Here is a 7,928-nt window from a genome sequence, read left to right as displayed (position 1 = left end):
CAGTAGCACATAAAACACTGATAGATAATGCAGCTGCCGTCATCGGAAGAAAACGCTTTTTCTTTTGAGATTTATTGATAATCATGATTTTTCACCTCCTTTCAATGGAAAATTGACCGTTTGTCAAATACAACAAACTGTAATGTTTTAAACGATCGTTCCAATACTCTTTTGTTGTTAATAGTAGTAGTGAGATGTCTTTTATCTCTTTAAGATAAGATTCAAACAAAGGCAACTGTTTGAACGACAAATCATCTTCTGGACATAGAAGGATGACTACCTCTTTTCCTTGTAGACGAGCAATCTCTACTAAAACGATCAGTTTTTGATGATTGGGTAACTGATCAAACTGCTCATATTTCGGTACCTTATCCCAAATGTCCATTCGCATACTATTTTTCTTCGACAATTTGTTAACGATTTTATCCACTGATAAATGACGAAGTAGAAACGGATTTGACACATCGATTGTATGCGGTAAAGAGTTAAGGTCTCCAATCACTTCTCCGCCATCAATTTTGATCCGACCGGTAAGTACACTCGCCAATTCTCGCAACTCTGATTTTGTATTACCGATTAAAATAGAATGCTCGCCTAAATCTACAGAACAGTTATTTAATTTAAGCTGACGTTTCTTTCCTCCGTAACTTACATTCTTAAACATAATCATTATCGTCACTCCAAATTACGTTCAAACTTTTCTAGTATTCTTTTGCTATTAATTTTTTCAAAATCCATTTTAATCTCGTCTTCAATCAATCTCTGCATCTGTATTAGATAGTAATCGTTAGCGGGGCTATGATTTTTTAATTCTGAAAGTCGATCTTTGAAAAATGCAGCCGCTATACGATTTGTTTGAATCACATTTAATTTTTGTGTATCTTGTACGGCTTTTTTCATGAGCGTGTAATGTAGATTCAAAATTATTCGTTGCTGAATAGTTTGAGAATCTCTCTTCAAGAAAAGATCAAGAGCGACTAAGATTTGATTGCCTTTCTTCCATGTTTCATTAAGATGTTGCGTTGAGTCGAAAGATGACATTGGAGCTATTATTAAATCTGGAAGCTCTTTTTTATCTAAGCCGTTCATCTCATTGACTTGTTTATGAAGAGTTTTGACTTGTTTAAAAAATGCATCATCATCTAATTGATCAACTAAATCTATAGGAACTACGGAATGCTTGTTTCGAATAAAATAACGATCATCAAAAATGGTAATACATCCTTTTGATTGAATCAGTTGCGAATGATCGTCCTTTAAATTAATATGTCCCATTTGATTTTCACATCCATCTAATCGCATCGGATACCAAGGTTCTGAAGCGGGTAAGTAGATATATTTATCTGAAATGACACGTTGTAAATTCGGAACATAACTATAGGTAATAGAAAAAGATGTATTGTTTTTAAATTTTACTGTTACTTTGTCAGAGTCTCGTCTTATAACTTTAATAGAATCACTAAGATTGTTGATTTTCATATATTTTGATAGATAAAACGAGTATTTTCCCTTGACTGTTTTACTTAAAAAAACCTTTGATACATAGTGACGTGAATCATTAATTTGTGTTGTGTTTACTTTGGTGATTGGAAGTCCTTTTGATACCTCATGAGAGTTTTCCGCATTTATAGTATTCTCGTTTGGAACGGATTGAAGAAACTTTTCTCTTGATGCTGCTGCCGATGGTTCTTGGAAAGAAGCTGCAATTAAACATAGGCATCCTAATAACACTGCACTTTGCGTAATCTTCAAAAGAAATTCACTAGAAATAAGTAGACTGATCAACGTTAGTAAAAAAATCGTTAATAATAATAGGACTGTTAACAAAGAATAGGATTGTAAACTAAATGCTGCATCAAAGTATCCTTCATCAAAAGGAATGACTGGATTTAATCCAGATTGAAGCGAAGAATCGTATACTAACAATCCGATTAATAAAATCGCTACAGAAACTAGAATAATTTTTGTACTCTTTCTATGTATACGGAGAATAAAATTTCCTATAAACGATCCAAATAATCCACCAATCATTCCAGGGACCAAAAACAAAACAGTGTAAAATTTAATAATTCGGTACAGTACGATATGACTAATATTTTCTAAACTAAACGCATAGATACTGTATATTGCTAACGGAACTACGGTGACGAGTATGATAACGGTCATGCCAACAAAAAGTATATATGCTTTAATTTTTGAGGCTGTTAAAAACGGAAATCCTTCAAAAGATGTTTTTAACTGTATGGTTGAGTACATGCAGATAACTAAAAGTCCAACCATATGAAACAAGACTAAGTATTTTGAGGAACTTACAAAATCAAATACAGAATTTGCGTATGGATTACATAAATACAATGCTGTTAGTATGATTTGAATAAAAATTAAGATCATACTCATTTTATTTTTTCTCAAGGAGTCGAACATTAATAAATAGTATTGCAGTCTCACACACCACCTTGTAATCGCTTGCAAAACAATAATTACATACTTTCCTTTTTCTAGAAATACCAATGGATCAAATCGGTCCTTATTGACTATATATTGGAATCTATAACTTTTTTTTTGATATGATTATCTGGATTATAATTTTGTTACGTGTAATCCACGTACTATAGATCTATTTACGAACTAATTACATTTCTCGATATCAATGTGAAATATTTAAAAAACATTGTAGGAACAAAATTAGTGCTAAATAACTAGAGAGAGCCTTTAGTAGTAACATTAGAAATAGAAGTGATAATCAAAGAAGCTCATCAATAATTTTCAAAGCATATTATCCGCTTTAGTCTTGAGACGGCTTTAAATTTAAAATAAAAAAAGTAGACCCATTTTTAGGATCTACTATCTCTACATCAATTATTTAAAACAGATCAAATGAAATACACTCATTTTTCAATTCGAAAGTCATCAATACTGAAATTCTTTCGTTCGTTTTTATCTCGAATGATTCCTTGATACTCGATTGAATCGTCTGTTAGATCGACAACTGTTACCTGGAAACTCGACTTATCAGTAGGAGATACTTGATACAGTTTTTGATCAGTATTAAACATTTGCGTCATTCCGAATTGATTCGGATATTTGCTTGTGACTTGGTGTTTTGTGACTTCATTCGTTTCGAAATCATAGATACTCCAAGCGATGTCTTTACTACCATCATCCATCGCGCCGTACATGAGTAGTTGACGATTGTCCGAAATCAAATCCATAGACCCCGTGTAGGCGAACTCATCCAAAGCCTTGACTCTTCGGACTTTTTTTCCATCATCTAAGTAATATTTCGACTCGATGATGGATTCATCGTCGTGTGTCTCGAGAAGATAGAGTGTTCCGTAAGCATTTGCGGTAACGAGGGTACGCGACTGATCTTTCTTCAGTGTCGGTAGGATGAGAGGCACCTCACTGACTTCACGCTTCTTGATGTCGAGGCGAAGGATCTTCATGTCTTTTTCTGGTCCATATGCATCCTTGGCGACATAGATGTGTCGAGCATCCTGACTGAGGATCTGGAATGTGTTCTCATCATCTTGATGGTGAGAACCTTCGAGCGCGGCATAGGGGAGACGGACCTTCGTATATTCCTTCGTCTTTTCATCGTACGACTGATAATTAATATGACCTTTCACCGATTCGATCCCATATGTACGCGTACCTTGTTCGCTGGTCGACACATCTTCTTTCCGGATGAAGCGATAAAACTCCTTCGGATAATCCACATCGATCGTGTCGTATAGGTTGGTCAGATAGTTCCGTTCGGAAGCTTCGACTGTCCCATCTAACCGTACGTCATACTGAGTAGGCTTGACGCGCGAGCTCGAGATTCCGACGTGCAGATCTTTCACGGCATCGTCTGATGCCTTTCCTTGGACCGATTCGATTACATAGTCCGGCTCCTTAATCATCGCAGCATAACCGAAGTAGCTGCCGATCGTGATGAAACTCATCCCGCCGATCATCAATACGTATTTGTAACGTTTCATATGTTTTGTTCAACTCCTTATTAGATCGAAATTTTATGGTTCAATAGACGGATGCTCTTCCAGTAGACATACACAAAGTAAAGAAGAGGATACCCAATGACGAAAGTCGTGATTTGGTTCGGATGAAGCAAGTGCGTCGTCTCGAAGAAATAGACAAGTCCGACGAGAGGGATGATGAGTAGTGCCGCATCCAGCATGACTTGTAATATGGCGATTCGTTTCCGGTATGAGCGTTCGATCAGAACGACAAGAAACACGAAAGAGACAACGAGCGCTGTGACGAGAAGGATAATCAACGTGTCGACGATGTTGAACGTATAGAACATGCTGAGTATTCTATTCTCACCAAATAGTTGCTTCGATTCCATCAAGTCATCCGGTGTCATAGATCTAAATAAGAATCCACTTACGAGAATGACGATCCACTGGACACCGATAAAGCTCGCGACCGTCAACATCACCGCAGTCAACTTCGACAAGAGGATCGTGAAGCGTCTACCAGGTAGCATTAGTAACCGGTAGATGTACTTCGACTCTCCGAACCAGTCACGATACCAGATTTGAGAGGCGAGAAGGAACGTCAACATCATCGCGATGGCAATGATGTACTGGAAATATGCCGTCGCATCACCGAAACCAAAGAGTCCTCCTGCTAAGCGGATCGCCTCGAGCTGCGAGACCCGTTCGACCTTCATGTACTGTTCTACCTCTGATTGATAGCTCAAGATTTGGTAGACGACCGAAACGAGCTCGAGTCCAACCAACACGATCAGGGCAAGGAGATAGAACCTCGCACCACGTTTTAATTCCTCATTCAATAGCATGATGAACTTTTTCATCGTTGGAACACCTCCCGCATCCGGTCTTGAACCGATTTCCCGTATAGTTCACGCATCTCTTCTGCATCATCCTCATGGACGACCTTCCCATCCTGTAAGTAGACGACCCGATCAATCAAATGCTCGACCTCGGCGATCTCATGTGTCGTCATCAAGATGCCACGTCCTTCCATGTAGTGGCTCGAGAAAATCCACGCAATCTGTTCCTTCGTGAATAAGTCGATGCCAGCGAGTGGCTCGTCCAGGAGAAGATAGGGGCGATCGAGCGAGAATCCGAGCAAGAGATTCACCTTCGCCTTGTTCCCTTTTGACAAATCACGGATCTGGTCCGTCGAGAGAAGCTTAAAGATTGTCATCAACTCTTCGGCATTCTTCTGATTCCAGTCCGGATAGAAGTCCTGCATGTAGAGGATGGAATCTCCGACAGTCATGTATCCTGGCATCGTCGAGATGTCTGGTACGAACGCAATCCGCTCGCGTGACGTCTCACCGTCGACGACGACCGTCCCAGCATCAAGCGGAACGAGTCCCATGATTCCTTTGAGAATCGTTGATTTTCCTTCACCATTCAAACCGATGAGACATGTAAGTTGGTTCAACGGTACCGAAAAAGAAACGCCTTGGAGGACCGGCCGCTTGCGGCCATACTTCTTATGTAAGCCGTGTACCTCAAGCATTGACTTCACCTCGTTCGCTTGTTTGATACACATGTTGTACTGTTGTCATCACTTCATCAAGTGGAATTTGAATTGCCTGCACCGCCATGACGAATTGAGCGACTGCTTCGTCTAACATTTCTGCGCGGACCCGTTCGACAACACGGGGGTCGGTTGTAATTCTACTAGGGACATTACGTTCTGTCGTGATCAATTGCTGTTCCTCCATCTCTTTATAGACTTTCTGTGCCGTGTTCGGATTGATACCCAGCTCAGCTGCAAGGGCACGTCGTGACGGAATTTCCTGTCCGCCAACGAACTCTCCGGTCGCGATCCGTTCTTTAAACCAACGAATGACTTGTAGATAGACCGGACTTCTTTGATCAAATTGCAAGACGTTCACCTCTTCATGTAAGACATTGTATTAAAACAGTAATACACCTTATAACTGTATCGTAACGATAATACAGTTAAGTGTCAATACAGTTCTTTCCGTTGCATTCAGGACGAGTATGACGAATCGATAGAATCAAAATAAAACGGCTCGAGACTTTGGCATGCCAAAGTCTCGAGCCGTTTTTGATTTCATTCCATGATTTCGTTTCTGAAGCAAAATAAGATAAGTACGTACGAGCTCCCATTACATGTCCTGAAGACATCATCGACGAAAAGCATATTTAAAAACGATGTAGCATTGGATTGATGACATTACCTGATAGTCGATGTGCGATAGAATCTTTCCCATACACTCTGCTTGAGAAGACAAACTGACCTTCATTGATGAACACTTCGATAGAGGAGCGATCGACGAAGATTCGAAATGATATTGCGTCTGCCTCAAGACGACGTACATCTGAAGAATAATGAGAACGAGATAATGTTAGGACATTACCTTTCTTCGAAAACACTGCCCCTTCCCCGAAACAGTCGAACTGAAAATCGCCATCTGTCTCAAAAGAAAGCTCGAAGGCTTCCCCAGAGAAGTCAGAATCGCCCAAGGATTGACTCGACTTCCGCAATCCCTCTATTTCTTCGATAGGATTCATGTATAGATACCCATCTTTAAGTGATAGTTCGCGTGGGAGTGTCATTTGGTTTGCCCATCCTTCGCTTTTCTCTAGACAGCCACTTTCCCACATCGCGTTCCATCCTATCAAAATCCGTCTTCCGCGCTCATCACGGAATGTCTGTGCAGCATAAAAATCATGACCATAGTCGAGTTCAGTGAATGCGCCATGATTGAAACGAGGTGCATTGAGATCAAGCGCCCCTATGAAGTAACCACATTGATGAAGGTTATGATATCGATCACCTTCGGGCTCCATGCCTTGGGGGGACAGTAGCAAGACATCTTGACCGTCGAGCGAGAATAGGTCAGGACACTCCCACATCCAACCGTGACGTCCAGTTTCACCGGCAATGACGCCGCGTTCGGTCCAGTGTAGGGCATCATCAGACGCGTACAGGACGACCTTTCCGTCAGCTTCATCGCGTGTGCCAAGTATCATATAGAAGCGTCCATCCGTCTCCCATACTTTCGGATCCCGGACATGTGCACTCCCACGTCGTGGGATTTCGGAGATGACAGGATTCCTGTCATCTTTTTTAAACACCTTTCCATCCACGGATGTCGAGAGGCACTGCACCTGAAGCAGCGCCTCTCTCTTCTCATCAAGCCAGGTGTTGCCCGTATAGAAGAGATGGAGGACACCGTCCTTCACCAACGCACTCCCTGAGAAGACGCCATCGCGGTCATAGTCCTGGTCCGGACGCAAAGCGATCGGTTTGTTCTCCCAATGGATGAGATCGGTCGATGTAGCATGTCCCCAGTGCATGTCATCCCATTCGACACCGAACGGATGATACTGATAGAACAAATGGTAGACACCGTCCCATTGGCACAGTCCATTTGGATCGTTCATCCACCCGAATGGCGGAGCGAAATGATAGTGTGGCCGGTAGCTCATACGGACAACACTTCGCTCGTAAACGTTTCTTTGATTTCGCGCAATTCTCCATAGACCTCGATGATGAGTGGTTCGAGCGTAGGCGTACGTCGCGTGATGATGACCTGATTTCGGGACGCATGGACGTCGAGCGTCTCATTCTTCCAGTTTATCGAAAAGCGGAGACTATTCCATGCCTTCGGTAACATCGGTGAGATACGCAACTTGCCACCAGTCATCCGGACGCCACCGAAACCATTGACGACCGCTTGCCAAATGCCGCCGAGTGAGGCCGCGTGGATCCCGGCGTCCGACGTCTTCATGTTCGGTCCGAGGTCGATCTCCGATGCGCGACGGAACAAGTCGTACGCAAGCTCTTGATCACCGAGATCCGATGCAAGCACGCTGTGCGTCGAAAGGGAGAGTGACGAATCGTGTAAGGTCTTTGGCTCATAATACTCCCAGTTGGCACGCTTGACGTCAGCAGTGAACAGATCCTCGAGC

The 7,928-nt window shown here is 41.9% G+C and carries 8 protein-coding genes; all 8 read right to left on the bottom strand.

From position 1 onward, the window contains the following. Positions 1 to 91: 91 nt before the first annotated feature. The gene (locus F8N00_RS14295) at positions 92 to 670 is read right to left on the bottom strand and encodes a hypothetical protein (protein WP_336449253.1); all 579 of its coding nucleotides are present in this window, start codon (positions 668 to 670) and stop codon (positions 92 to 94) included. A gap of 5 nt (positions 671 to 675) precedes the next feature. Continuing rightward, positions 676 to 2,397, bottom strand: coding sequence for a hypothetical protein (locus F8N00_RS14290; RefSeq protein WP_336449254.1), 1,722 nt, complete (start codon positions 2,395 to 2,397; stop codon positions 676 to 678). A gap of 491 nt (positions 2,398 to 2,888) precedes the next feature. Continuing rightward, entirely contained in the window at positions 2,889 to 3,983 is a 1,095-nt protein-coding gene (locus F8N00_RS14285; RefSeq protein ID WP_336449255.1) for a hypothetical protein, read from the bottom strand. Between the two features lie 20 nt (positions 3,984 to 4,003). After that, the gene (locus tag F8N00_RS14280; RefSeq protein WP_421018428.1) at positions 4,004 to 4,822 is read right to left on the bottom strand and encodes a hypothetical protein; all 819 of its coding nucleotides are present in this window, start codon (positions 4,820 to 4,822) and stop codon (positions 4,004 to 4,006) included. Then, the gene (locus tag F8N00_RS14275; RefSeq protein ID WP_421018427.1) at positions 4,819 to 5,499 is read right to left on the bottom strand and encodes an ATP-binding cassette domain-containing protein; all 681 of its coding nucleotides are present in this window, start codon (positions 5,497 to 5,499) and stop codon (positions 4,819 to 4,821) included. The genes F8N00_RS14280 and F8N00_RS14275 overlap by 4 nt, the downstream gene beginning before the upstream one ends. Continuing rightward, positions 5,492 to 5,872, bottom strand: a complete 381-nt coding sequence (locus F8N00_RS14270) for a GntR family transcriptional regulator (RefSeq protein WP_419181353.1) — start codon at positions 5,870 to 5,872, stop codon at positions 5,492 to 5,494. Before F8N00_RS14270 ends, F8N00_RS14275 begins: the two co-directional genes overlap by 8 nt. A 283-nt stretch (positions 5,873 to 6,155) precedes the next feature. Next, entirely contained in the window at positions 6,156 to 7,445 is a 1,290-nt protein-coding gene (locus F8N00_RS14265) for a glycoside hydrolase family 32 protein (RefSeq protein ID WP_421018426.1), read from the bottom strand. Then, a partial coding sequence (locus F8N00_RS14260) for a glycosyl hydrolase family 65 protein (RefSeq protein ID WP_421018425.1) occupies positions 7,442 to 7,928 on the bottom strand: 487 nt, incomplete at its 5' end. The genes F8N00_RS14265 and F8N00_RS14260, both read right to left, overlap by 4 nt.

This window comes from Exiguobacterium sp. A1_3_1, from assembly GCF_048985645.1.
Classification (GTDB): Bacteria; Bacillota; Bacilli; order Exiguobacteriales; family Exiguobacteriaceae; genus Exiguobacterium_A; species Exiguobacterium_A indicum.
The sequence above is the reverse complement of the archived record's forward strand: the minus strand, read 5'-3'. Positions and strand labels throughout refer to the sequence as shown.

What these genes read in the sequence shown, in the direction of transcription:
- F8N00_RS14280 (WP_421018428.1), bottom strand. Translation starts at nt 4,822, where the DNA reads ATGAAAAAGTTCATCATGCTATTGAATGAGGAATTAAAACGTGGTGCG.
- F8N00_RS14265 (WP_421018426.1), bottom strand. Translation starts at nt 7,445, where the DNA reads ATGAGCTACCGGCCACACTATCATTTCGCTCCGCCATTCGGGTGGATG.
- F8N00_RS14295 (WP_336449253.1), bottom strand. Translation starts at nt 670, where the DNA reads ATGATTATGTTTAAGAATGTAAGTTACGGAGGAAAGAAACGTCAGCTT.
- F8N00_RS14275 (WP_421018427.1), bottom strand. Translation starts at nt 5,499, where the DNA reads ATGCTTGAGGTACACGGCTTACATAAGAAGTATGGCCGCAAGCGGCCG.
- F8N00_RS14290 (WP_336449254.1), bottom strand. Translation starts at nt 2,397, where the DNA reads ATGAGTATGATCTTAATTTTTATTCAAATCATACTAACAGCATTGTAT.
- F8N00_RS14285 (WP_336449255.1), bottom strand. Translation starts at nt 3,983, where the DNA reads ATGAAACGTTACAAATACGTATTGATGATCGGCGGGATGAGTTTCATC.